Below are 21,474 nucleotides of genomic sequence, written 5' to 3'. Positions count from 1 at the left end.
AGTGGAGATTATACGTGCACCTTCTGCCCATCCGCGGGCGTGGGCGCCTGGGTGAAAAAGAGATAGAGACATATTTTAAGGTCGAGTTTGACCGCTTCCCTGCAGAATCCACTTTGTGGAGGTCAGCTCCGGCAACGCCATCGGACCGCGAGCATGCAGCTTCTGGGTGGAGATACCGATCTCCGCGCCCATGCCATAAACCTCGCCGTCGGTAAAGGCGGTGGAGGCATTGAGCATGACGGCGGCAGCATCGACCTCATTGGCGAACTTAAGCAGAACATCGGCGTCCTGGGCGGCGATACCCTCGGTGTGGCCGGTGGTGTACTCGGCGATGTGCGCGATGGCGCCATCGACACCTTCCACGACCTTGGCGCAGATATCGTTGCTTAAGAACTCCTCGCGCCATTCCTCGTCGGTTGCTTCCACGGCATTGGCCACGCCGAATTGCTCGAGCTCAGCAACGTCACCATGGATAACCACGCCCGCTTCCTGAAGGGAGGTGATGACGCGGAGTTTCGCGGCGTCGGCAAGCGCGGCGTCGAGCAGCACGCACTCGGTGGAGTTACAAACCGAAGGGCGGCGGGTCTTGCCGTTGATAACCATGGCGATGGCCTTGTCGAGGTCAGCGCTGGCATCGATGTAGAAGTGGCAATTGCCGGTGCCGGTCTCAATGGCAGGGACGGTAGCGCCCTCCACCACCGCATTGATGAGGCGAGCAGAACCACGGGGAATCACGACGTCGACAAGCCCGCGCGCCGTGATGAGATCCTGCACCGAATCGTGGCTCTCGCACGGCAGGAGTTGCACGCCCTCGCGCGGAAGGTCGAAGTGCGCCAGGGTGTCCTGGAGGATCTCCACGAGCTGCTCGTTGGAGTTGCGTGCGGACTTAGATCCGCGCAGCAGCGGCACGTTGCCAGACTTGAGCGCAAGGCCAAAGGCATCCACCGTGACGTTCGGGCGGGCCTCGTAGACCATGCCCATGACGCCGAGCGGCACGCGCACCTGCTTCATCTGGATGCCGTTGTCCATGGTGTGGCCCCGCAGTACCTCCCCTACTGGGTCCTGCAGGGCGGCGACCTGGCGCAGGCCGCCGGCGATACCTTCGACGCGCGTGGTGTCAAGCGAGAGCCTGTCGATTAAAGAATCATTCATCCCGGCCGCGCGGCCAGCGGCGACGTCGCGCTCATTGGCCTCGAGGATCTCAGGGGTGCGGGCCACCAGGTTTTCAGCGGCGCGCAGAAGAATCTCATTCTTGCGCGGGGTAGAAAGCTGCGCGAACCGCGGCGCAACTTTCTTCGCCTGACGTGCCAGTTTTAGTACTTGGTCTCGTTCTTCATCGCGAGTGAGTTGGCTCATGAGGCTCAAGCTTACTGAAGTTAGCCTCGACAGGACAGACCATGGGCACGCCTTCGTCATCGATGACTCGAGCGCGGATGCCATAGACCTCACCCAACAGCTCGGTGTTCAGCACCTCTGCAGGCGTTCCATGGGCATGCACGCGGCCGCCGTGGAGAACCACGAGCTCATCGCAATAGCGCGCGGCCAGGTTGAGATCATGGATAGCCACCAACGCCACTGCCCCGCGGGAGACCTCCTTGCGCAAGGTATCCAGCAGATGCACCTGGTGGCGCAGGTCGAGCGCGGAGGTCGGCTCATCCAACAGCATCAGTTCCGGCTCGCGGGCCAGCATCTGCGCCACGGCAACGAGCTGGCGCTGGCCGCCCGAGAGCTGGTGGACGTAGCGGTGCGCGAGATGCACGATGCCGAGCTTTTCGAGTGCCTGCACCGCCGATTCCAAGACGTTGGCCGAACCGCGCTTAGCGGAGATGACCACCGATTCAAAGGCGGTCAGGGAAGCGCTGGTCAAAAGGTCCTGCGGCACGTAGCCCACGGTGGCATCACCGGTATCGCACGTACCCGAAGTTAGTTTTTGGATGCCAGCGATGGTTTTGACCAAGGTGGACTTGCCCGCGGCATTCGGACCGATAAGGCCGACGATGGTGCCGGGGCCTGGTTCTGGGAGGTCAACGCCCTTTAGAACCTCCCGTTTACCAAAGTTCACGCATGCTTGTTCTACTTTCAGCACTTGATCCTCCTCTTGGTGAAGATGAGCAGCACGAAGAATGGAACACCAACGAGCGCGGTGATGATGCCGATGGGCACGGCAACGCCGGGGATGATGGTGATGGATACCGCGTGGGCCCCCGCCAGCAGCATCGCGCCCGCTGCCATGGAGGCCGGAGCGAAGAAACGCTGATCCTCGCCCACCAATAAGCGGGCCACGTGTGGGCCAACCAAGCCAATGAAGCCGATGATTCCGGCGAAGGCCACGGCGCTAGCGGCCAGCAAGGATGCCACGATGAGGGTGGTAACGCGCAGCCGCTGCACGTTGATACCCAGCGCTGCCGCGCGCTCGTCGCCCAAGCGCAGCGCCGTGAGCTTCCACGCGTTGAGCATGGTGAAAGGAATAGCAACCAACAATGTGGCCGCGATGATCAGGTTAGACACCCAATTCGCACGCTGCAGGGAGCCCATGGTCCAAAAGACGATCTGCTGCAGGGCCTCAGTCGAGGCGCTGTACTGCATCAGCGAAAGGAGCGCCTGGAAGAGGAAGACCAGGGCGATGCCGAGCAGAATCATCGACTCCGCGCTGGCACCGCGCCACACGGCAGCACCGGCGACGATGGCCACGGCAATGAGAGACGACAGCCAAGCGACGGCCGCGAGATTGAACTGCGGATTTCCCAGCACGGTCCAGCCCAGCACGATGGAGGCCGCGCCACCGAAAGCGGCTGCTGCCGAAATACCCAAGGTGAAAGGCTCCGCCAGCGGATTATCCAGAATGGTCTGCATATGCCCGCCGGATAGCGCCAGTGCGGCGCCGATGAGCACGGCCATAACCGACGCCGGCAGGCGCAGGTTCCACAGCACCGTCCGGGTGGTCTCATCCACCTGGCCAGGTGAGAAGATGCCACGCAGCATCTCCATCGGGGAAAGGTGAATCGGGCCGACCACCGTGGCGATGACGAAGGCCACGAAGGCAGCCAGCACCAGTCCACCGATGGTGAGTGCCTTGCGGAAGTTATTGCTACGGTACTCGGCGACTACCTGGTTGGTTTCGGTTTTCTGGTCAGTCTGCGAACGATCAGAAGAGGTCAAAAGTGCCATTTTCTAGTGCTTGTGTGCGTCTTTGGTGGTGAAGAAAACGCCGCTGTAGTCGATGGGCAGCCACTTGTCGTGGAAGTCAGCGAAGTCTTTTTCTGGGTCTAAGTCCTTGAAGGTTTCTGGGTGCATCCACACGGCAAACTGCTCCAGGGCGAAGACGTTGAAAGGCGAATCGTAGAACTGGTGGTAGACAGCGTGGAAGTTGCCTGCCTTCGGCGCTTCAAGCTGGTCGAAGCCCGGGGTCTTCAGCAGACCTTCGAGGGTCTCCTGTGCCTTTTCTTCCTTGGCCGCGTAACCCATCTCCACGTGCGGCAGGACCTCCGGCTTTTCCGGGTCCTTGGCCCATGCGCCGCCGGTGGCGATGATGTGCTCTGGCTGCTCAGCGAGCACCTTTTCTGCGGTAAGGTCTCCAGACTCGGTGTCCAGCAGGCTATCGCCCAGGTTCTCGCCGCCAGCGGCATTAACCAGGTCACCTAGGTTAGAGTCCTTGACCGTGGAGCAGCAATCCTTCAGGCCCGCGGCACGCCAGACCAGAGTGCGCGGCTTGTTGCCTGCCTTTTCCGCGCGGGACTTGATGTCATCTACCTTGCCGGTATAGAACTTGTTGAACTCTGCGGCCTTGTCCTCGCGGCCGAGGAGTTGGCCGAAGACCTCCATGGACTTCGGGGTGTTCTCCAGTGGCTTCTGACGGAAGTCGGTGAAGACGTACTTCAGGCCGGCCTGGTCCATCTTGTCCAGGAAGCCAGTCTTTTCCGCCCCCTTCTTGTGGTCGAGGGTCATGACCACGACGTCCGGCTTTTGCGCGAGCAGGTTTTCGACGGTTACGTCGCCCTTGGCGATGTTGCCGATAGTCGGCAGATCCTTGTACGCCGCATTGGTTTCGGCGAACTTGGACTCGAAGCTGGGTGCAGCCTCATGCAAGTCCTTGCCGAGTGCAACGACGTGCTCGAGCGGATCCTCGCGGTTGAGGATCGAGGTGGCAAACACACCGCGGCCCTCGCCCAGGACGATGCGCTCTGGCTGCTTGTCGAAGGTGACCTCGCGGCCAGCGACGTCAGTGATGGTTAGAGCAGCGTCCCCCGCGGCGCCGGTAGAGCCGGTGGACGCGGAGGTGTCTTCGTTGCTGCTGCACGCGCTCAACGCAGTCACGGATGCGAGCATGGCCAGGGTGGCTGCCGCAATGCGGACGGAGTACTTGGGCAAGTTTGAATGGGTCATGAAAGAGAATCCTTTGCTCACGAACACTAACCAGGTTAACTAAGGCTTGGCTAAATTGAACGAGGGTAAGGTTACAACACTCACATAGGCCCGGAAAATGGTCCCCCCGAGTTTTATTTAGGTCACTTTAAAGCTGAATAGAATCCTCTTGAAGAAACTCATCCCCAGCAGCATGGTTATCCGCGCTGTATGTCACGCGCGGCTATAGCCCAAGCGCGCAGCCACTCCCCCCGCGGACCCCGCGGACTACTGCCCCAGCTCCTTGCGGCGCTCGGCTGCCAGACGTAGGCGCTCGGCCCGGTCTTTGTCATCCTTCTTTTTCAATTCCTCATAAAGCTTTTCGTCGTCGTCGGAGAGCTTGACCGCCTCCCTGACGCCCCACGAGGCGATACCTGCAATCGGGAAGACAAAAAAGAAATAGTTCAAGTCTAAGACGAAAAGACCCAGGAAGAAGAGGATCATCGTCGCTGACCAAATGACGGCATCGATGCGGTGGACTAACCCTCCGCGGCGCTGGAGCCGGTCGAGCTCGGCCTGCGCTTCCGATTCCTTGAACGGGGCGACCTCTGCAATTGGATTGTCAGGAAGGTCCTCAAAGAGGGAAGCGATCTCGCCGCGGGTACGCGCAACAGCCGCCTTTCCTGTGCGGTCTTCGAACTCGTTGATGTCGATGAGACCGTTAGCGAAGTGGGTGCTAAGGAGGTCTAGGGCATTGTGGCGTTCGGCGTCTCCTACACGAATGTCTTTGTCCATGCTTTTAGACTTTAATATCCAGCGTTCGGATCCACACGGGTAGGAATTTCCTCGCCGGCCTCAAAGGCCGCGGCCACCTTTGCGGTGTGTGCTCCCAAGTGGCGGCGCACCGAGTTACGGGTATTAGCAATGTGCGGTGTAATGACCACCCGCGGGTCCTTCCACAGCGGGTGATCATCCGGGAGCGGCTCCGGCTCAGTGACGTCGAGCGCTGCGCCGGCAATCTCGCCAGAGTCCAGCGCTGCTAAAAGATCCTTGGTACTGATGAGTGGGCCACGGCCCACGTTGACCACCACCGCGTGATTCGGCATCTGGGCAAACACGTCTTTGTTGACCATGTGGTGGGTCTGCGGGGTAAGCGGCGCGATGAGCACAAAGTAGTCGGCCTCAGGCCAGACCTTGTCCACCTCGGAGATGGGATAGATCTCATCCGCGCCTGGGACCTCGTTGCCGGACCGGTTTACGGCAATGATGCGCGGGCCAAAGCCAGAGAGCATCGTGATGAGCCGCTTGCCGATGCCGCCGGCGCCGATGATCGCCACAGTCTTGTCCTCGTGCAGGTAGGACTTGTGATCCTGCACCTCTTCGTAGTTGGAGAAGGTGTCGTTGACATAGCGATGGGCATGCAGCTGCGCGAGCAGCAGCGCGATGGTGGATTCCGCCACGGTGTTATCGAATATACCAGCGGCGTTGGACCAGATAACGTCGGTCTCCTTCATGACGTCGAGCAGATGGTCTACGCCTGCAGACGGAATCTGCACGAACTTGATGTTCTCCGGCAGTGGCAACGGGAAGTCCGAGCCGTCGCCGTTGTAGATGAGGAAGTCGGCATCGGAAAGCTCCGCGAGCTCATGGCCAGCTCCCCGCAAGGTCTCGATGGATTCTTCCCATTGTTCCGGCAACATGGCGTATTTCATGGTCTTCTCCTAGGGTTTCTCTCGCTTCTAGCGTCTAGATTCGAGAGGCGTAATTAGAAAGGTAGTCGGCGTGCACGACCGGGCGGCGCAGCTCCTCGGGCAGCTCCTCGGTGTGGCGGCCGATGACCGAGCGCAAAATCTTCGAGTCAAAGCCCACCTCGCCACGGCCGATGTTCTCGCCCTTGGGTCCCAGGATGTCGATGATTTCCCCGGCGTTAAACTCGCCGATGACCTCGGTGACGCCAACTGCCAGTAGGGAGTTTCCTCCCCTGGTCACGGCCTCTACCGCGCCCTCGTCAAGGCGCACAGCACCGCCGGTATCGGCACAGTAGAGAGCCCAGAACTTCCAGGCCGAAAGATGGCGCTCGGGGCGGGTGTGGAACACGGTGCCCACGGAGGCGTCGGCAAGCGCGCGCCCGATGTTGTCAGCCGCAGTCAGCAGAACAGGGATGCCTCCGCGCGTGGCGATGCGCGCTGCGGCGACCTTGGTGGCCATGCCGCCGGTGCCCACGCGGCCGCCATCACCAGCGACGACGCCCTTCAAGTCCTTGCCCGTGCGAACCTCCTCGATGAACTTGGCCCCGGGCTCAGAGGGGTTCTTGTCGTACAAGCCATCCACGTCAGACAGGAGGAACAGTGCGTCGGCACCGACCAAGTTCGCCACCAATGCAGAGAGGCGATCGTTATCACCGAAGTGCATCTCCGAGGTAGCGACGGTGTCGTTCTCATTAACGATGGGCACGATGCCGAGCTGGCGTAGGCGGTCGATGGTGCGCTGCGCGTTGCGCGCGCGATCACGCTGCCCAGTATCGGAGGCGGTCAAAAGTACCTGCCCGATGGAGCGGCCATAGCGGGCGAAGGACACGCCCCACTCATAAGCCAAGTGCACCTGCCCCACCGCGGCAGCCGCCTGCTTGGTAGCAAGATCCTGCGGGCGACGCTTGAGCCCCAGCGGGCGAATGCCAGCGGCAACCGCGCCCGAGGAAACCAGAATGACATCAGAGACCTGCATGCGCGCACAGATGGCGTCGACGATGCGGTCGATCTTCTCGGTAGAGGTAGTGAAATCGTCCTTAGTCAGAGACGAGGAGCCAATCTTGACCACGATGCGCTTGGCCCGAGCTAGCTCGCTGCGCAGCTCGGATTGATATGCAGCGGGTTCGCCTAATTCCGGGAAATCTGGCTGCGCAATCTTGCCCTGCGAGGGCTCTAGCGGCAGCGGATACTCCGGAAAGGACTCGTTGAGAGTAGGGATGGAACGGCGATCTGATGTGTCAGAGGTCATGCCATCCCAGCATACAGACCTTTGGTCCTAGCCCTGCCAACGATCGCGGTTCGCCTGCTCACGGGTGACCTTCTCGTCATCGCCAAAGTCATACTCGTCGATGAGACCACGGCGAGCCTGCGAAGCGCGCTTACGCTCAGCGGCGGAAACACGCTCGGTGCCGCCGAGGCGACCGTCGAAGCCGCGGCCGGCATCCGTGGCACGGCCGCCAGTCATCGGCTCCCACTCGAAGGTGATGCCACCGATGGTCACCGGGCAACCCTCAACAGCGCCCTGCTTAAACAGCTCATCTTCCACACCAGCCTTGGCCAAGCGGTCAGCAAGGTAGCCGATGGCTTCATCATTTTCGAAGTCGGTTTGCACAATCCAGCGCTCGATCTTGTCACCCTCCACCACGAAGGCACCGGCAAGCTCGGGATCAGGGCGCACGGTGAAGTCAGCGTGGGAGCCAGACTTACGCTCGCCACGTGGGCGGATGATCGTGTGGTTCTTATCCGCCTTGACCTTCGGCTGTGTGCGGCGGTGCTCCTTGACCATTTCAAGCAGCTTGTACTTGAGCGGATCGAGGCCCTTGCGTGCCACCGCAGAAATGATGAAGACGGGCCAGCCGTACTTCTCCTCCAGCTCTGGCTTGACGAACTCTGCTAGTTCCTCCGCCTCCCGAATATCCGCCTTGTTCAAGATAATGATGCGTGGACGCTGCCGCAGATCACCCAAGCCAGTGTCTTGGTCCAGCAGTTCTTGGTACTTTGCGAGCTCCTCCTCGAGCGCCTCAATATCGGAAAGCGGGTCGCGGCCCGGCTCCAAGGTGGCAACGTCAACGACGTGTGCGAGCACCGCGGTGCGCTCGATGTGGCGCAGGAAGTCCAATCCGAGGCCTTTGCCGTCAGCAGCGCCGGGGATAAGACCTGGAACATCGGCCATGGTGAAGGACTCAAAGCCCATGTCCACCACGCCGAGGTTCGGCTGCAGAGTGGTAAACGGATAATCACCAATCTTTGGCTTGGCCGCAGAAAGCACGGAAATTAGGGAAGACTTGCCGGCCGATGGGAAACCGACGAGGCCGACATCTGCCATGGATTTAAGCTCCAACACCAGATCGCGGGCCTCGCCCGGCTCGCCTTGAAGCGCAAAGCCTGGCGCCTTGCGGGCAGCAGAGGCTAGGGCTGCGTTGCCAAGGCCGCCAAAGCCGCCTTCCGCGGCTACAAAACGGGTGCCAGGAACCGTAAGGTCCGCCAGCATCTCGCCGTCCTCGGAGTAGACCACGGTGCCGGCCGGGACCTCGAGGATGAGATCCTCGCCGCGGGCGCCATTGCGCCAGTCACCAGCACCGTTGTTACCGCGGCCGGACTTTAGGTGTGGACGATAGTGGAAGTCCATCAGGGTGTGAACCTGCGTGGAAACCTCCAGCAGGATGTCTCCTCCGTGGCCGCCATTGCCGCCGTCTGGACCGCCCAGCGGTTTAAACTTTTCACGGTGCACCGAAGAGCAGCCGTGGCCTCCGTCGCCGGCCTGCAGGTGAAGTACGACGCGGTCAATAAAACGTGCCATGAAGTTGGTTTCCTCGCCCTTAAAAATAAGTAGCAGTTTTTCTTAATCTGAGCTGCTCATACTACCACCAGCACGGGCCCGCCTGCGAGAGAGTGTCTGATGGTTTGTGTGTGGGGTTTAGCCCCGAACGCTACAAGTACGACGCGTATTCACCCTGTAAGCAAAAAGAAAAAGCCAAAGCCGCCGTCAACGCCACCAAACCAACTCGACTTCCACGGTTCGTGTCCAAGGCTGGGGCGAAGCTTACTGTCAACGAGAAAGCCTACGACAAGGCCTTGTCGCTAACCGGCTGGAAAGGCTACGTCACCAGCTGTCCCAAGAACAGTTGTCCGGTCGAGCAGTCATTAGCTTTTATCACGAGCTCTACCACATCGAAAACGCCTTCCGGATGGCGAAAACCGATCTGCAGGCGCGACCAATCTTCCACCATACCCAAGACGCTATCCGTGCCCACTTGACGGTTGTGATGGCGGCTTTAGCCATGTCAAAGCACATATACCTCACAAGTGGTGTGACCGCGCCGAAACTAGTGGAGCGGCTTAAAAGGCTGCGCCACACCACCATTGATACCGGCACACACCACTACGACATCCCGCCCAACATCAACGAAGAAACCACGAACCTCATCACCACAATCCTTGAAGACTAAGCCGAAACTCGCGGACTCAACCAAATCGTAGAAGTCAGGTAAAAGTCATCAGTCTTTCTATGGCGAGTGTTACTTGCCGGCGCAGCGCCGTACGGCGCGCCCTCATAAGAAGAAATGTCGCCCGATTATCTCACTTTGTTAGACCTCTACCGACTTGCGAGATGCATTTATGTCCCATGTAATGGGAAAACAGGCCTTAAGATCGCCACGAGCATGCCCTATGCTTACCAGGAAAGCACGAAACCCCGCGCACAATCTCTTTTGAGACCGCGGCGGGGGGGTGGCTACTGAGCCCGGAGTGGGTACCTACTTACGGCAGGAGAGCCCGCAGCTGAGCCGGGAGCAGCGGCTTAATGAACGACAGCGCGGCGGCCAGGATGCCGAGAACCGCGACTATGACGCCGATTCCTGCTCCGTCGATCGAAGACGAAGCGTGTCCGTCACCAGGCTTATCCGAGCCACCAGGCTTACCCGAGTCATCAGGCTTATTCGAGCCATCAGGCTGCTTGGAGTCATCGGACTGATTCGAGTCGTAGCTCTTCCCGTCGATGCACGCCTCCAGCGCCTTCTTGAAGTTATTGTTGGCGGTGAACCTCTTCTGTTTCTCCTCCAGCGCGCTCTTCAAGGCCGCCTTCTTCTCCTCGCCAAGTCCGGGCTTATCCAGTTCCTGTTTATCCTTCTCTATTTCCGCGCCAAGGGCAGGCAGCTGTTTGTCTAGGAGGGTCGCTTTAAGATGAGCAGCTTCTTCCTTGTTGAGGTTTGCCGACGGTTTCGAGCCTGTCAATTTAGCTTCTTCATCAGTGAGCTCAATGGTGCAGGTCGTATCATCATTGACCGTGACTGTCATGGCATTCGCCGGCGCAACAACCGCACCAGAGGCGACGGCGACGGCAGCGAAGGACGCGAGTGAACGCTTGAACATAGGAATCTCCTTGGAAGAGTAAAAGGATGAGACTGCCGCGAGACAACAGTGCTGGCCGTATTTTATTGATAATTGCCGGCCGCTGTCAAAACGCGAAACGGCGAAAGATAACGCGATTTTTATCCCTGATACCCCAGGAGCAAACATCTCGCTCACAGACCATGACTTTTCACCCGTAGGTGGATTTATGCCAGGGGTTTCAAGCAACCCGGGGCATAAAAAGACCGAGCCGCAGCCAGGACGGCTGGGCTCGGCGTGAGCACCCGACTTTCACAACAAATCCCGTGTTTGCTGGCCCCTAACGCTGTGGCCTGGGGTTATGCTGTGTTGGAAAGGCGTTTTTGCGGACTAAGGCCGAATCCGGCTTGGCTTTCCTGATGATAAGGACATGCGCGTGAGTGCCGAAACAATCTATGAAGCTTTCTATCTTGAGCCAAAAGACCGACTTAAAGACCTAGGACTCTCACTGCCCAGTGGGCGTACTAAACGCCGTACGCGCACTAGCGTGCGCGAACAGTCACCCCGCAGACGCTTTGTTGATGAGTTCTGTTCCATTGACCAGCGCCCAGCAGAAGCTAATGACCGGGCTGTACCTGACCACTGGGAAGGGGATCTCATTTTGGGCAAAGAAAACAAGTCAGCCGTTCTCACACTGCTAGAACGCACAACACGGTTTAGCGTCCTAGGTCATTTACCTGGGCGTCATGATGCCCAGTCGGCCCTAGACTCGCTTAAAGACACCGTCCAAAGCCTAGATCAGCCGATACGGTCTTCGATCACCTGGGATCAAGAAAACGAAAAGAAGGCCTGACACCTCAATCGGAATCAGACCTTCTTGGCGTTATTTAATTAGGCAGAAGCCTCAACTGCAGCCTGCTCAGCCGGAACGATGTTCACGATGCGGCGGTTGCGCTTGATAGCGAACTCAACAGCGCCTGCCTCGAGTGCGAACAGGGTATCGTCGCCACCGCGACCAACGTTCTCACCTGGGTGGAACTTGGTGCCGCGCTGACGCACGATGATCTCGCCGGCCTTAACCTGCTGACCACCGAAGCGCTTGACACCGAGACGCTTGGACTCGGAATCGCGACCGTTGCTGGAGCTGGAAGCACCCTTCTTGTGTGCCATGTGGTTTTCCCTCCTTCAGGGATGTAATAGCCGGTTAAGGCTTACTTGATACCGGTGATCTTCAGAACGGTCAGCGGCTGACGGTGGCCCTGACGCTTCTTGTAACCAGTCTTGTTCTTGTACTTCAAGATGTCGATCTTCGGGCCCTTGCCCTGCTCGACGATCTCAGCGGAGACGGAGACCTTCTCGAGGTCAGCAGCCTTTGCCTTAACGGTGGCGCCATCGACGAGCAGAACCGGGGTGAGAGCTACGGACGCACCCGGCTCACCCTCGATCTTCTCGACCTTGACGAGGTCACCTTCAGCAACCTTGTACTGCTTTCCGCCGGTCTTGACGATCGCGTACATAGAGGGTTACCCCTTATCTAAACTCGGCTCAGAAGCAGCAGGGTGAGCCACTTCTGAATGGACAATTACTTATTGCGTTTATACCTGGCGCTCACCTGCAGGAGCCCGCGTGAAATCCGCGACCCGACCCGCCGAGGCGCATTCGTGGTCTAAACAGCGACTGTCAAAGACTACCCCGCCACGGGCAGAAAATACAAACCGCGTATTTTCTGCCCCGCGTGGCGTTGACCTACTTTGCGCTGCGCCGTGCTACGCGGCGTCGCCCGCGTGTGCCCGCCTTCGGGGTTTCGGCCGCCTCTGGCTTCTTGTCTGCTTTCTTGGCGACCTTTGCCTTTTCCTTGGGCTGAGCTGCGCTTTCCGACGTCTCCCCTGCCCCATTCTGGGGTGCCTTCCGAGCGACGACCTTACGCACAGCACGCTTGCGACCACGGCGGATTACCTTGGTTTCCTCTGCCGGCGTTTCCTCTGTTTTCACCTGCTCAACTGCAGCCTGTGGAGCCTTAACTGTGGTGTGGCGAACTGCCCTGCGGCGACCACGCGCACGCCTAGCTGCCGCCTTTGGTTTATCCTCTGCCCTCTGCTCCGGCTTCGCTTCCTCGGAGTGGTGCTCAGCCGGCGATAGAAAGTCCTGCGGCTGCGGGCGGTGATCCGAACGCGAGTTGCCACGGGTGCGACGCTTACGACGCGGGGAGGCCTCGAACTCAGCTACGGCTTCCTCGTAGGTCTGCTCAGACTTCCGCGGCTTGGACTTCTGCGGCTCAGACTTCTGGGACGCGTTGGTACGGGCGCTGCGACGGCGGCCACGGCCGCGAGAGCGCTTTGCGCCCGCGTCTTCGCGCTGCTCCTTTTCTTGATTTTCAACCTGCGCTTCTACCTGAGGTTCCTCGTCGGCGACGTAGGAATTGAACTCGGCGACGTCGTCAAGCTCAGCTGCATTATCGGCAGCTGCATAACCGATGCTGGCGATGTCATCCGCGGAGTCCTGCTGCTCCTTGTACGCGTGGCCCTCTTGGCGGTTAGAACGGCGCGAGCGGCGGCCGCGGCGCTGCTTACGGTTGTTCTCCTGAGAATCGTTGTGCTCGCGCTTTTCGTCTTTGTCATCGTTGACAATAATGCCGGCGACGAGATCCTCGATGGAGGTCTTCTGTTCCTCATGAGACTCAGCGTCGTTGGAAGCTGCCGCGCGGGCGTCCTCGGCTTCCTCGTGGCGGTGCATGGCCACGGCAGCTGGGTGCTGCTGCGGATCGTGTTCTGGCTTGCGGCGCTCGCGACGCGGACGACGACCCTTGTGTTCGTGGGCGTCATTTTCCTGCTCTTCATCCACTGGGTACTCGTGGATGATGATTCCGCGTCCGTGGCACGCCTCGCACTCAGTGGAAAAGGTCTCGACGAGGCCAGTGCCCAGGCGCTTACGGGTCATCTGCACCAGGCCCAAGGAGGTGACCTCCGAGACCTGGTGGCGCGTGCGGTCACGGCCAAGAGCCTCCTTGAGGCGGCGCAGGACCAGCTCCTGGTTTTCAGGCAGGACCATGTCGATGAAGTCGACGACGATCATGCCGCCCAAGTCACGCAGGCGCATCTGGCGCACAATCTCCTCGGCTGCCTCCAGGTTGTTGCGGGTGACAGTCTCTTCGAGGTTGCCGCCGGAACCGGTGAACTTGCCGGTGTTGACGTCGATGACGGCCATCGCCTCCGTGCGGTCGATGACAAGCGTGCCGCCAGACGGCAGCCACACCTTACGGCTGAGCGCCTTGTGCAGCTGCTCGTCGATACGGTAGGTCACGAAGGCGTCCTCGCCACCGTGCTCGCGGGCGTCGTACTTCTCCACGCGGTCGGCCAAGTCGTGGGCCATGGAATCAACGTAAGCGCTGACAGTGTTGTAGGAACGACGACCGTCAACGATGAGCTTGGTGAAGTCCTCGTTGAAGAGGTCACGGACGACCTTGACCAGCAGGTCCGGCTCTTCGTAAAGGGTGACCGGCTTGGCGCCTTTGGTGGACTTCTCATGATCGGCGCGCTTGGTGATGTCCTCCCACAGGTCGTGGAGACGGTTCACGTCAGTTGCGATTGCTTCCTCTGACACGTTCTCCGCAGCGGTACGGATGATGGCGCCGCCGTCACCCGGGATAACGCGCTCGAGGATGCCCTTGAGGCGCTTGCGCTCAGGGACAGGCAGCTTGCGGGAGATACCTGCGCTGCGGCCACCTGGAACGTAGACCAGGTAACGGCCTGCCAGGGAAATCTGGGTGGTCAGACGTGCGCCCTTGTGGCCGATTGGATCCTTAGCCACCTGAACCAGGACTTGGTCACCGGACTTGAGTGCGTTTTCGATCTTGCGTCCGCGTCCGCCAAGGCCCGCGGCACGCCAGTCCACCTCACCGGCGTAGAGGACGCCGTTGCGTCCCTGTCCGATGTCGATGAAGGCAGCCTCCATGGAAGGCAGGACGTTTTGTACGCGGCCCAGGTAGATGTTGCCAATGAGCGAAGCTTGCGCCTCGGTGGTGACGAAGTGCTCGACGAGGAGGTCATCCTCGAGGACGCCAACCTGGGTGATGATGCCGGCGCCGTCGGTGCGCTCCTTGTCGCGGACGACCATGGTGCGCTCAACAGACTCGCGACGTGCGAGGAACTCTGCCTGGGAGACGATGTGCTGACGCACGCGGCCCTTCTCGCGCAGCTCTGCGCGACGGCGACGCTGCGCCTCAATGCGGGTAGAGCCCTTGATTGCCTTTGGCTCTTCGATGAGCTCTGGCTCATCGGTGTTGGTGCGAGCGTCTTGGCGTGAATCACTGCCGCCGCGACCGCGGGAGGTGCCACGGCTGCCACGACGGCGTCCGCCACCGCGGGATTCTTCCTTGTGAGAGTCGTCGCCTTCACGGTCCTCGCGGTCGTCGCGACTGTCTTCGCGCTGCGCACGCGGCGCTGGCTTCTCAAGCTTCGGCGCCATGAAGATGGGCGCGAAATCGTAGACTTCCGGCTCGTCGTCCGGCATCGGGGTGATGACTGGGGCGTAGTCGTCCTCGTCGAAGTCATCACCGGCCTCTACGAGGGCTTCATGCAGCTTCTCGACGTCGACAGTGCCCGTGTCCTGCTGAACCTCACGGCCCTGGTGTGTCTCACGGTTCTGATAGTCCTCACGCTGCTCTTCGGCGGCGTCGACAAGCTCTGCCTCGACTTTCTCCTCAATCTGGGAAATCTCGTTCTCGACATTCTTGCGAACGCGGTTGCGCAGCTTCTCGTCAGCAGTGGGGTCTACCGTCTGTTCCTGTGGTTCCTGTGGTTCCTGTGGTGTGGAGGAATCGACGGCGTCGTCAAGCGGCGCTTCTGGCTCCTGTGCGGCCTTCTTGGTGGCCTTCTTAACCGCGCGCTTCGTGGTCTTCTTGGCAGACTTCTTGCTTGACTTCTTGGCTGGTGCTTCTGCAGCAGCGTCAGTGTCCTTGGCCAGAGCGGCCTTGGCAATGATGGCGTCGAAGACTTGGCCAATCTCTTCTGGGGTCAGCGAGGACTGAGCGGCCTTCTTAACTCCGAGCTCTGCGTACTCGGCAGCGAGCTCTTTGGAGCTCAAACCGATTTGTTTGGCCACGGCGTGGAGGCGGGTCTTCGCGGCGAAGCTGGCCCGGTCTACTTTTTGGGCAAATGCTGCCGCCGCGGAAAGCGGGTTTTCAGTTGTAGTTTTTGCGTTTTCGTTCTTCTTGGTTTCAGTCTTTTTAGTCGCCATGCGGTGACGTTCTCCTGACAAATCAGCGGCCTCTTCCCCGGGCGCAGGCAACAAGATTTCTGTAACTGTTGTTTCAAACGTCTACTCGTTACCGCCGCCGCACGAGGGAGCCGGAATGTATGGTGCGTTATTTAGTTTTCTTCCGTCCATTCTGGCACAACTTTGCTCTCGTCTGTGCTTTGCCGAACGCTCTTGTGATCTATCCTGTTGCCCATGGCGGAAATCGATGAGCACACTGAGGGGCCCGAGGAAGGCGCGGACGCCACTGCGGAAGTTGCCAAACCTGTGGACACACCGCACACAGTGGCGCAGGCACGGGCGCTTAATGAACCATCAATCAAAGATTTGTTCATCACGAGCGTTCCCTTGTCGCTGGCCTTTGCGCTCTCAAGTTCCGATCTTCCGCATTACCCCGGCCAGTACCTGTTGGTAGGTATTTGCATCGTCTTGACGGTTGCCGCGGGTATCAACGTTGTTCGCAAAAAGCCGAAGCTCATTCAGGCCGCGCCCGAAGAATTCAAGTCGGGCGACTACTCTTCGCTTGCGTACATCGGGCCGTTTATTCCCATTGCACTGCCACCCGTCCTGTGGGGTATGGACGACCTTGGGCTCCTCCCAGATGTGACCGTCTCCCCTATCCTTTTGAGCGTCGTGAAGGCAATCTACTTGGTCCCGGCCTTCTCCCTAGGCGCGTGGGCAAGTATGAATGGCCCCTACCGCGTGGGGCGCAGGAGGATCCGCACGACTTTGGAGTCCACGTCTCTTGAGGGAATCACTGTCACCACGCTCGATGCGGTGACAAAGCATGCAGACATCATTTCGTGTCTTGTGGCCGCAGGTGCGGTGGAGGGAAACATGGTGACCGCGGCACGCCTTAGCAAACTGTTGGGTGTCACGCCAGCATTGGAAGAGCGCCTACGCGAGCTGGAAAAGGTCGGCGTGGTGAAGCTGCGCGGTGTGCGCCATTCCGATAACACTCGCACGTGGGATGTCACGCTGACCGAGTTGGGTGTGCGGAGCATGTATGAGGCGCGGAGGCGTTAGCTGAGGCTAGGAGCTGGTTGGCGACTGCGGAGTCTGCGGCTACTGGGGCCGCTAAGGCTTGGGCCGCGCATTTTGCCAAATAGTGCGCTGAAATGGGGTGGTTTTGGCGGCATATTTGGCAAATTGCGCCAACGCGGTGCAAATACGGCACCAGCGAAAAAGAAAGCGAAGGAGAAGGGGCGCCAAGCACGAGGAAAGCCCGCACTCGCCAAGCGAGTGCGGGCTAAAAGCTAGATGCTTTACAGGTTCGGGAACCAGATGGAGATCTCGCGCTCTGCGGACTCTGGGGAGTCGGAACCGTGGACGACGTTCTCGCCAACGGTCAGAGCGAAGTCACCGCGGATGGTCCCCGGGGTGGCCTTGGAAACTGGGTCGGTGCCGCCGGCCAGCTGACGCCACGCCTCGATAGCGCGCTCGCCCTCGACAACGCCGGCAACCAGCGGTGCGGAGGTGATGAAGTCAACGAGCTCGCCGAAGAATGGCTTGTCCTCGTGCTCTGCGTAGTGCTTCTTAGCGGTAGCCTCGTCTGCAACGCGCAGATCCATAGCAACCAGCTTGAGGCCCTTGCGCTCGATGCGGGCAATGATCTCGCCGATGTGGCCGTTCTTAACGCCGTCCGGCTTGATGAGAATGAGTGTACGTTCAGTCATGGGTGACATAGTACTAGAGCAATGGCGCATCGTCTTGCGCTAGGGGGTTTAAGTGAGCTGTCGCACGATTTCCTCGGCGTGCTCGTATCCCACCCCTTTAAACCACAGCTGAACTTGCTTGACCGCCGTGCCAAACTGACCGTTGTCAAGCAGGCGGCGAAGCTTCTCACGCTGGGATTCGTCAAGGTCTTCCACAGAGACCGCAGCGGCTGGCTTAGCCGATTGCATAAGCCCCAGAACGAGGAACACGGCTGCAGCAACGAGGGCCACGAGGGGCGCCCACGGCTGGCCGGTCATGGCACGCAAGATGAGGGCAGCGATGCAGCCCAAGGCCGCCAATGCGAAGTAGAGATAGCGCATGGTTGCTCAGTTTACGGCGAGACTAGCCGCGGTGCTGCGGGAGCGTGGCGTCGCCAGCAAAGAACTTGGGACCAATCCACAGCATCACGTAGACCAAGGCCACGAGGACGGGGACCTCTACCAAAGGACCCACCGTACCAGCGAGGGCTTGGCCGGAAGCCGCGCCAAAAGTGCCAATGCAGACGGCGATGGCCAGCTCGAAGTTGTTGCCGGCGGCAGTGAAGGACACGGCAGCCGCCTGCGCGTAGTTCATGCCGCTTAGCTTGGCCGTCACCAACGCCACGCTAAACATCACCACGAAGTAGAGGAAGAGTGGAATTGCCACCTTCACCACGGACCATGGTTCAGAGGAGATCTGCTTTCCTTGCAGGGCAAAGAGCAGGACGATGGTGTAGAGCAAGCCGATGAGAGCCAGCGGCGAGATGCGTGGGATGAAGACGTCGTTGTACCACTGACGCCCCTTGAACTTCTCCCCCAGGATGCGGCTTAGCACGCCTGCCAGCAGGGGGATACCGAGAAATAACAGAACTGAGGTCACAATCGCCCAAAAGCTGAACTCGGCGGAGGTGGTTTCAAGGCCCAGCCAGGAAGGAAGAATGTGGAGATAAAACCAGCCCATGACACCAAACATGAAAACCTGGAACACGGAGTTGATGGCCACCAGCACTGCGGTGGCTTCGCGGTCGGCACAGGACAGATCAGTCCACACCAAGACCATGGCGATACAGCGGGCAAGGCCGACGATGACGAGGCCGGTGCGCAGCTCGGCGTCGTTAGGCAGGAACAGCCACGCCAGGGTGAACATCACCAGCGGGCCCACCAGCCAGTTGAGAATGAGCGAGACCGTCATCAAGCGCTTGTCGGCCGCGATTTCAGCAGCCTTGTCATAGCGAACCTTGGCCAGCGGCGGGTACATCATGACGAGGAGGCCAAGCGCGATGGGAATGGAGATGCTGCCTACCTTGACGCTATCGAGGGCGTCGGAAAGCCCCGGCGCGGCATTGCCTAACAGAAGACCGAACCCCATCGCGAGCAAGATCCACAACGGCAGGAAGCGGTCAAGAATTGACAGTTTCACGGACATTTTCTCCGCGGCTTGAGTGGTCACAGCTTACCTTTCATATCGATTCCTATCGATATGAACATAAGCCGTTCTATCGACAGTCGTCAATATATAATGGGTGCATGCCCTCCCCCAACCAAGAATGCTGCGCACTGGGCGCGAATCCGCTAACTGCCGAAGAAGCGCAGAAGTACGCCCAGCTATTCAAAATATTGGGCGACCCCGCCCGCCTAAGCCTACTTTCCCAGCTGGCGACGGAAGGCTGCGGACCAGTCAGTGTCAATGACCTCACCAAATCTAGCGGGCTCAGCCAGCCCACCGTATCCCATCACCTAAAGAAACTCACCGAGGCCGGACTGCTCACGAAAGAACGCGCTGGCCGTGCCGTCACTCATACAGTTGTGGCCGCAGCCTTTGCAGAGCTGCGGGCAGTGCTCGACCTAGGTTAGTCGCTCCAACCGGCACAAACAGCGGCACCCACAGCCCCTCCACCAAATGGAACTTATGCATTTTCCGTAAAGGTACCCCTTTGCGCCACCCCCACCGCACACTAAGGTTAGCTTTACCTACGTTAGGTGTGCTTAATTTATTCACGCCAGTGAGATCCATTTTCGGCTCTTCCCACTGACACTTTAAATTTTCATCTTCGTTCTCTCCCAAGGAGGATCAATGACTTCTCGCCGTGGCACATTTCTCGCCGCATTAGTGACAGCTTCTCTTATTCCGCTTGCGCCACCTGCTCTGGCTATCCCCGCCACGGACGGCCACCTGACCTGGGGAATCCGCGCCAGCTTCAACAACTACACCGGCGGTGCCACCTTGGTCAAAGATGGCGCCACGCGCAAAGGCAACGCTTTCGAATTCGAACTAACCGACCTCACTGTCGATAAGGCAGCGAAGCGAACCGAAGCGCAATTCAACGGCACGGTGGTCTACCGAAAGTACTGCAAAAACGCATCGAACCCGCTCGAAGGCCACTGCGACCTCGATCTCCACTTCGAGGATCCCAAGGTCGTGCTCGCTCCGGAAGAGTCGTATCTCGAAGCGACGGTCAGCTCACGCCAATACCTCTCCGGCACTACCTTCGCCCCTGAAAAGCCGGTAAAAATTGCGAAGCTCCAACCTCAATCGGCAACGCTGCGAGAAGCCAACGGCCGCGTCGATTGGTCGAATATTGCATCGACGCTAACCCCCGAGGGAAACACCATGTTCAGCAAGTTCTACACTGACGGCGAAGGCCTCGACCCAGTCTCCTTGAGCTATGCCGGTGAGGCCGCTCCGCTCAATACGTCTGGACCAACGCTGTCTACCGCGAAATGGGACTCGAAGGCAAAGTACGACGATGGCGTTCACCAGCTTTTTGAAGCCGGCCAGAACATCATCGTCTCCATGCCCAAGGGACACGGTTTTGCGCTCCTCAACTCGGAGCTTAAAGAGCTCGCTTCCCGCCGCGCAGCCACGACCGACCGCAACATCGTGACCTTCGATTCCCAGCATTCGGTGCTTTACTACGGCGAGGGCAACGACTTGAAGGCAGTGGACGTCAGCGCCGATTCATTGTCCGAACCACGCACCGTCTTCACTGCTTCCCAGCCCATCTACGCCGTGGGATACCACCCAGAGACTGACACCGTAGCCGCAGTAGCTACCGGCAAGAACAATTCCTTTACCAGCGCAACTTTGGTCACCGGTACCAAAGGTTCGTTCCACGAAGCAGAGCTTCCCGACGCCGCGCAGCTCTTTGGCGATACCCCAGCTTCCGGCGGCGACGGCGCATGGGGCAATATCATTAGCACCAAAGACAACGCGGAACTCGTGCCCATGGAAGATGGAACTTTCTTGTACAACGGTGCCGTTGACATCTTGCTCGACAACGAGGACAAATCCGCGAAGGGACTGCTCTATTCAATCAAGCCCTCCGCTACTGAGGTCGGTGACCGAGCAAAGTTTATGAAGGGCTCACGCCACGGCGACAACACTTTGTACATGAACTCATTGGTTAGCGATGGCTCCACCATCTACCGCTTCGACAAGAATCCGAACCGGGCCTCCGCCGTGGCACAGATCCTGCGCTACGATGCTGCCCAGCGCGATGTAGTAGCCGTAACCGAGCCCACGCGCTCAGTGCTCCCGGGCTGGGCGTCGCTAGCTTTCGACGCCGAAGGCACGCCGATTCAACAAAATGGCGCAACAGGGGATCTCAACTGGCTCAAGCCGGGAACGTTTGAGACCACTGCTTCCTTCACCCTTCCAAACGGCCGCGAAACAACCAACGTGGCCAATGGCTCATTCATCGCCCGCAAGGACGGAGCCATTTTTGTCCCCACCCTCGATGAATCGCGCGGAGATTATGAGGAGTATTATGTGCTGCGCCGCGTGGATACTGCGGCCAAAGAACCGGCCCCGCAGCCGGTACCTCCAACTGAAAGCTCCCCGCAGCCGGTACCTCCAACTGAAAGCTCCCCGCAGCCGGTACCTCCAACTGAAAGCTCCCCGCAGCCGGTACCTCCAACTGAAAGCTCCCCGCAGCCAACACCTCCAGAAAAGCCCAAGAAGCCTTCGCCTTCCTCTTCAGCAGGGACTCCTCTCGCAGTACTGCTAGGCCTCTTTGCGGCAATCGCCGTTGCAGTCGGTGCTATCAAGCCGCTGCACTCATTCCTTCTCCAGGTCCAGCGAACGCTGGGGCTTTAACCAGATAAAGCCT

20 protein-coding genes and 1 pseudogene are annotated in these 21,474 nt (G+C 59.5%); 5 read left to right on the top strand and 16 right to left on the bottom strand.

All coding sequences use genetic code 11. From position 1 onward, the window contains the following. Positions 1 to 75: 75 nt before the first annotated feature. The 9 genes from CHU71_RS03605 to CHU71_RS13165 form a co-directional block, all read right to left on the bottom strand. Positions 76 to 1,356: a glutamate-5-semialdehyde dehydrogenase gene (locus CHU71_RS03605; protein WP_147760198.1), complete on the bottom strand. Its 1,281-nt coding sequence runs from the start codon at positions 1,354 to 1,356 to the stop codon at positions 76 to 78. After that, entirely contained in the window at positions 1,334 to 2,086 is a 753-nt protein-coding gene (locus tag CHU71_RS03600) for an ABC transporter ATP-binding protein (protein WP_005528314.1), read from the bottom strand. Before CHU71_RS03600 ends, CHU71_RS03605 begins: the two co-directional genes overlap by 23 nt. Beyond that, positions 2,080 to 3,168, bottom strand: a complete 1,089-nt coding sequence (locus tag CHU71_RS03595) for an iron ABC transporter permease (RefSeq protein ID WP_147760197.1) — start codon at positions 3,166 to 3,168, stop codon at positions 2,080 to 2,082. The genes CHU71_RS03600 and CHU71_RS03595 overlap by 7 nt, the downstream gene beginning before the upstream one ends. A gap of 3 nt (positions 3,169 to 3,171) precedes the next feature. Further along, positions 3,172 to 4,383 carry an ABC transporter substrate-binding protein gene (locus CHU71_RS03590; protein ID WP_147760196.1) on the bottom strand — a complete coding sequence of 404 codons (1,212 nt, stop codon included), beginning with the start codon at positions 4,381 to 4,383 and terminating at the stop codon, positions 3,172 to 3,174. A 246-nt stretch (positions 4,384 to 4,629) separates the two neighbouring features. Beyond that, on the bottom strand, positions 4,630 to 5,136 hold the full coding sequence (locus CHU71_RS03585) for a DUF1707 domain-containing protein (protein WP_147760195.1): 507 nt from the start codon (positions 5,134 to 5,136) through the stop codon (positions 4,630 to 4,632). Positions 5,137 to 5,147: 11 nt separating this feature from the next. Continuing rightward, the gene (locus CHU71_RS03580) at positions 5,148 to 6,053 is read right to left on the bottom strand and encodes a D-isomer specific 2-hydroxyacid dehydrogenase family protein (protein ID WP_147760194.1); all 906 of its coding nucleotides are present in this window, start codon (positions 6,051 to 6,053) and stop codon (positions 5,148 to 5,150) included. Between the two features lie 34 nt (positions 6,054 to 6,087). Then, entirely contained in the window at positions 6,088 to 7,338 is a 1,251-nt protein-coding gene (proB, locus tag CHU71_RS03575) for a glutamate 5-kinase (protein ID WP_005528305.1), read from the bottom strand. A 27-nt stretch (positions 7,339 to 7,365) separates the two neighbouring features. After that, positions 7,366 to 8,889 (bottom strand): GTPase ObgE, encoded by a 1,524-nt coding sequence (gene obgE, locus CHU71_RS03570; protein WP_005528303.1) that lies wholly within the window; start codon positions 8,887 to 8,889, stop codon positions 7,366 to 7,368. A gap of 298 nt (positions 8,890 to 9,187) precedes the next feature. Beyond that, on the bottom strand, positions 9,188 to 9,319 hold the full coding sequence (locus CHU71_RS13165; RefSeq protein WP_370450485.1) for a hypothetical protein: 132 nt from the start codon (positions 9,317 to 9,319) through the stop codon (positions 9,188 to 9,190). A gap of 51 nt (positions 9,320 to 9,370) precedes the next feature. Here CHU71_RS13165 and CHU71_RS03560 point away from each other — a divergent pair, with 51 nt between their 5' ends. Then, on the top strand, positions 9,371 to 9,538 hold the full coding sequence (locus tag CHU71_RS03560; RefSeq protein WP_255456400.1) for a hypothetical protein: 168 nt from the start codon (positions 9,371 to 9,373) through the stop codon (positions 9,536 to 9,538). 310 nt (positions 9,539 to 9,848) lie between these two features. On the opposite strand, the gene CHU71_RS03555 is transcribed toward CHU71_RS03560, so the two are convergent. After that, a complete protein-coding gene (locus CHU71_RS03555; RefSeq protein WP_147760193.1) occupies positions 9,849 to 10,460 on the bottom strand; it encodes a hypothetical protein in 612 nt (203 codons plus the stop codon). A gap of 352 nt (positions 10,461 to 10,812) precedes the next feature. Here CHU71_RS03555 and CHU71_RS03550 point away from each other — a divergent pair. Continuing rightward, positions 10,813 to 11,259, top strand: a pseudogene (locus CHU71_RS03550) (IS30 family transposase); the annotation flags it as partial. Positions 11,260 to 11,309: 50 nt separating this feature from the next. Here CHU71_RS03550 and rpmA read toward each other — a convergent pair. The 3 genes from rpmA to CHU71_RS03535 form a co-directional block, all read right to left on the bottom strand. After that, entirely contained in the window at positions 11,310 to 11,588 is a 279-nt protein-coding gene (rpmA, locus tag CHU71_RS03545; protein ID WP_005531747.1) for a 50S ribosomal protein L27, read from the bottom strand. Positions 11,589 to 11,629: 41 nt separating this feature from the next. Next, positions 11,630 to 11,935 (bottom strand): 50S ribosomal protein L21, encoded by a 306-nt coding sequence (gene rplU / locus CHU71_RS03540; RefSeq protein ID WP_005531748.1) that lies wholly within the window; start codon positions 11,933 to 11,935, stop codon positions 11,630 to 11,632. 229 nt (positions 11,936 to 12,164) lie between these two features. After that, positions 12,165 to 15,653 (bottom strand): translation initiation factor IF-2 N-terminal domain-containing protein, encoded by a 3,489-nt coding sequence (locus tag CHU71_RS03535; protein ID WP_147760192.1) that lies wholly within the window; start codon positions 15,651 to 15,653, stop codon positions 12,165 to 12,167. 213 nt (positions 15,654 to 15,866) lie between these two features. Here CHU71_RS03535 and CHU71_RS03530 point away from each other — a divergent pair, with 213 nt between their 5' ends. After that, positions 15,867 to 16,697 (top strand): hypothetical protein, encoded by an 831-nt coding sequence (locus CHU71_RS03530; protein WP_147760191.1) that lies wholly within the window; start codon positions 15,867 to 15,869, stop codon positions 16,695 to 16,697. 239 nt (positions 16,698 to 16,936) lie between these two features. On the opposite strand, the gene ndk is transcribed toward CHU71_RS03530, so the two are convergent. The 3 genes from ndk to arsB are packed head-to-tail and all read right to left on the bottom strand — an operon-like array spanning position 16,937 to position 18,791. Further along, entirely contained in the window at positions 16,937 to 17,347 is a 411-nt protein-coding gene (gene ndk, locus CHU71_RS03525) for a nucleoside-diphosphate kinase (RefSeq protein ID WP_034657564.1), read from the bottom strand. 48 nt (positions 17,348 to 17,395) lie between these two features. Then, the gene (locus CHU71_RS03520) at positions 17,396 to 17,707 is read right to left on the bottom strand and encodes a hypothetical protein (RefSeq protein ID WP_049160756.1); all 312 of its coding nucleotides are present in this window, start codon (positions 17,705 to 17,707) and stop codon (positions 17,396 to 17,398) included. A gap of 22 nt (positions 17,708 to 17,729) precedes the next feature. After that, positions 17,730 to 18,791 (bottom strand): ACR3 family arsenite efflux transporter, encoded by a 1,062-nt coding sequence (gene arsB, locus CHU71_RS03515; RefSeq protein ID WP_049160825.1) that lies wholly within the window; start codon positions 18,789 to 18,791, stop codon positions 17,730 to 17,732. A gap of 101 nt (positions 18,792 to 18,892) precedes the next feature. Between arsB and CHU71_RS03510 the strand changes: the two genes are divergently transcribed. Together CHU71_RS03510 and CHU71_RS03505 are read left to right on the top strand one after the other, a co-directional pair. Further along, positions 18,893 to 19,219 (top strand): helix-turn-helix transcriptional regulator, encoded by a 327-nt coding sequence (locus CHU71_RS03510; RefSeq protein WP_147760190.1) that lies wholly within the window; start codon positions 18,893 to 18,895, stop codon positions 19,217 to 19,219. 220 nt (positions 19,220 to 19,439) lie between these two features. Further along, a complete protein-coding gene (locus tag CHU71_RS03505; RefSeq protein WP_147760189.1) occupies positions 19,440 to 21,461 on the top strand; it encodes an HtaA domain-containing protein in 2,022 nt (673 codons plus the stop codon). The last annotated feature ends 13 nt before the right edge of the window (positions 21,462 to 21,474 follow it).

The sequence above is a fragment of the Corynebacterium sp. LK14 genome (genome assembly GCF_008042215.1).
In the GTDB taxonomy this organism is placed as follows: Bacteria; Actinomycetota; Actinomycetes; order Mycobacteriales; family Mycobacteriaceae; genus Corynebacterium; species Corynebacterium striatum.
This window is presented reverse-complemented; position numbering and strand designations above follow the sequence as displayed.

Coding starts and splice junctions, on each gene's coding strand:
- CHU71_RS03605 (WP_147760198.1), bottom strand. CDS start 1,356: ATGAGCCAACTCACTCGCGATGAAGAACGAGACCAAGTACTAAAACTG.
- CHU71_RS03595 (WP_147760197.1), bottom strand. CDS start 3,168: ATGGCACTTTTGACCTCTTCTGATCGTTCGCAGACTGACCAGAAAACC.
- CHU71_RS03590 (WP_147760196.1), bottom strand. CDS start 4,383: ATGACCCATTCAAACTTGCCCAAGTACTCCGTCCGCATTGCGGCAGCC.
- CHU71_RS03585 (WP_147760195.1), bottom strand. CDS start 5,136: ATGGACAAAGACATTCGTGTAGGAGACGCCGAACGCCACAATGCCCTA.
- CHU71_RS03580 (WP_147760194.1), bottom strand. CDS start 6,053: ATGAAATACGCCATGTTGCCGGAACAATGGGAAGAATCCATCGAGACC.
- proB (WP_005528305.1), bottom strand. CDS start 7,338: ATGACCTCTGACACATCAGATCGCCGTTCCATCCCTACTCTCAACGAG.
- obgE (WP_005528303.1), bottom strand. CDS start 8,889: ATGGCACGTTTTATTGACCGCGTCGTACTTCACCTGCAGGCCGGCGAC.
- CHU71_RS13165 (WP_370450485.1), bottom strand. CDS start 9,319: ATGGTGGAAGATTGGTCGCGCCTGCAGATCGGTTTTCGCCATCCGGAA.
- CHU71_RS03560 (WP_255456400.1), top strand. CDS start 9,371: ATGTCAAAGCACATATACCTCACAAGTGGTGTGACCGCGCCGAAACTA.
- CHU71_RS03555 (WP_147760193.1), bottom strand. CDS start 10,460: ATGTTCAAGCGTTCACTCGCGTCCTTCGCTGCCGTCGCCGTCGCCTCT.
- rpmA (WP_005531747.1), bottom strand. CDS start 11,588: ATGGCACACAAGAAGGGTGCTTCCAGCTCCAGCAACGGTCGCGATTCC.
- rplU (WP_005531748.1), bottom strand. CDS start 11,935: ATGTACGCGATCGTCAAGACCGGCGGAAAGCAGTACAAGGTTGCTGAA.
- CHU71_RS03535 (WP_147760192.1), bottom strand. CDS start 15,653: ATGGCGACTAAAAAGACTGAAACCAAGAAGAACGAAAACGCAAAAACT.
- CHU71_RS03530 (WP_147760191.1), top strand. CDS start 15,867: ATGGCGGAAATCGATGAGCACACTGAGGGGCCCGAGGAAGGCGCGGAC.
- ndk (WP_034657564.1), bottom strand. CDS start 17,347: ATGACTGAACGTACACTCATTCTCATCAAGCCGGACGGCGTTAAGAAC.
- CHU71_RS03520 (WP_049160756.1), bottom strand. CDS start 17,707: ATGCGCTATCTCTACTTCGCATTGGCGGCCTTGGGCTGCATCGCTGCC.
- arsB (WP_049160825.1), bottom strand. CDS start 18,791: ATGTCCGTGAAACTGTCAATTCTTGACCGCTTCCTGCCGTTGTGGATC.
- CHU71_RS03510 (WP_147760190.1), top strand. CDS start 18,893: ATGCCCTCCCCCAACCAAGAATGCTGCGCACTGGGCGCGAATCCGCTA.
- CHU71_RS03505 (WP_147760189.1), top strand. CDS start 19,440: ATGACTTCTCGCCGTGGCACATTTCTCGCCGCATTAGTGACAGCTTCT.